Below are 2,338 nucleotides of genomic sequence, written 5' to 3'. Positions count from 1 at the left end.
TTGCCAGGGTGGTATTTCAAGGATGGCTCCATGAGAACTGGCGTCCCCACTTCAAAGCCTCCCACCTATCCTACACAAGCAAATTCAAAGTCCAGTGCAAAGCTATAGTAAAGGTTCACGGGGTCTTTCCGTCTAGCCGCGGATACACTGCATCTTCACAGCGATTTCAATTTCACTGAGTCTCGGGTGGAGACAGCGCCGCCATCGTTACGCCATTCGTGCAGGTCGGAACTTACCCGACAAGGAATTTCGCTACCTTAGGACCGTTATAGTTACGGCCGCCGTTTACCGGGGCTTCGATCAAGAGCTTCGCTTGCGCTAACCCCATCAATTAACCTTCCGGCACCGGGCAGGCGTCACACCCTATACGTCCACTTTCGTGTTTGCAGAGTGCTGTGTTTTTAATAAACAGTCGCAGCGGCCTGGTATCTTCGACCAGCAAAAGCTTACGGGGCAAGCCCTTCACCTTCGCCGGCGCACCTTCTCCCGAAGTTACGGTGCCATTTTGCCTAGTTCCTTCACCCGAGTTCTCTCAAGCGCCTTGGTATTCTCTACCTAACCACCTGTGTCGGTTTGGGGTACGGTTCCCAGTTATCTGAAGCTTAGGAGCTTTTCTTGGAAGCATGGTATCAACCACTTCATCGCCTAAAGGCAACTCGTCATCAGCTCTCGGCCTTGAAATCCCGGATTTGCCTAAGATTTCAGCCTACCACCTTAAACCTGGACAACCAACGCCAGGCTGGCCTAACCTTCTCCGTCCCTCCATCGCAATAACTGGAAGTACAGGAATATTAACCTGTTTTCCATCGACTACGCTTTTCAGCCTCGCCTTAGGGACCGACTAACCCTGCGTCGATTAACGTTGCGCAGGAAACCTTGGTCTTTCGGCGTGCGAGTTTTTCACTCGCATTGTCGTTACTCATGTCAGCATTCGCACTTCTGATACCTCCAGCAAGCTTCTCAACTCACCTTCACAGGCTTACAGAACGCTCCTCTACCGCATCACCATAAGGTGATACCCGTAGCTTCGGTGCATGGTTTGAGCCCCGTTACATCTTCCGCGCAGGCCGACTCGACTAGTGAGCTATTACGCTTTCTTTAAAGGGTGGCTGCTTCTAAGCCAACCTCCTAGCTGTCTAAGCCTTCCCACATCGTTTCCCACTTAACCATGACTTTGGGACCTTAGCTGACGGTCTGGGTTGTTTCCCTTTTCACGACGGACGTTAGCACCCGCCGTGTGTCTCCCATGCTCGGCACTTGTAGGTATTCGGAGTTTGCATCGGTTTGGTAAGTCGGGATGACCCCCTAGCCGAAACAGTGCTCTACCCCCTACAGTGATACATGAGGCGCTACCTAAATAGCTTTCGAGGAGAACCAGCTATCTCCGAGCTTGATTAGCCTTTCACTCCGATCCACAGGTCATCCGCTAACTTTTCAACGGTAGTCGGTTCGGTCCTCCAGTCAGTGTTACCTAACCTTCAACCTGCCCATGGATAGATCGCCCGGTTTCGGGTCTATACCCAGCGACTAAACGCCCTATTAAGACTCGCTTTCGCTACGCCTCCCCTATTCGGTTAAGCTCGCCACTGAATATAAGTCGCTGACCCATTATACAAAAGGTACGCAGTCACCTAACAAAGTAGGCTCCCACTGCTTGTACGCATACGGTTTCAGGTTCTATTTCACTCCCCTCTCCGGGGTTCTTTTCGCCTTTCCCTCACGGTACTGGTTCACTATCGGTCAGTCAGTAGTATTTAGCCTTGGAGGATGGTCCCCCCATATTCAGACAAAGTTTCTCGTGCTCCGTCCTACTCGATTTCATTGACAAGAGATTTTCGTGTACGGGGCTATCACCCACTATGGCCGCACTTTCCAGAGCGTTCCACTAATCTCAAATCAACTTAAGGGCTGGTCCCCGTTCGCTCGCCACTACTAAGGGAATCTCGGTTGATTTCTTTTCCTCAGGGTACTTAGATGTTTCAGTTCCCCTGGTTCGCCTCTTGCACCTATGTATTCAGTACAAGATAACCAGCTTGTGCTGGCTGGGTTCCCCCATTCAGAGATCTCTGGATCACAGTCTGTTTGCCGACTCCCCAAAGCTTTTCGCAGGCTACCACGTCTTTCATCGCCTCTGACTGCCAAGGCATCCACCGTATGCGCTTCTTCACTTGACCATATAACCCCAAGCAATCTGGTTATACTGTGAAGACGACATTCGCCGAAAATTCGCACGTCGCTCTTACGAGCAGAACTCACAAATTTTACCTTAGCCTGAATTCCAGCAGTGAAACTGGTCTTCAGTCTATTTCTATCACATATCCGAATTTTTAAAGAACGG

Annotated in this window: 2 rRNA genes (1 of these 2 only partly in view); both read right to left on the bottom strand. The window is 50.7% G+C overall.

Annotated elements, in window-relative coordinates:
• Positions 1–2,174 (bottom strand): 23S ribosomal RNA (locus FS777_RS21130); the annotation flags it as partial.
• Between the two features lie 30 nt (positions 2,175–2,204).
• A 16S ribosomal RNA gene (locus FS777_RS21125) occupies positions 2,205–2,338 on the bottom strand; its annotated part runs 1,267 nt beyond the window's last position; the annotation flags it as partial.

Origin of the sequence: Pseudomonas sp. DE0157, from assembly GCF_007678615.1 — a bacterium.
Lineage (GTDB): Bacteria > Pseudomonadota > Gammaproteobacteria > Pseudomonadales > Pseudomonadaceae > Aquipseudomonas > Aquipseudomonas parafulva_B.
This window is presented reverse-complemented; position numbering and strand designations above follow the sequence as displayed.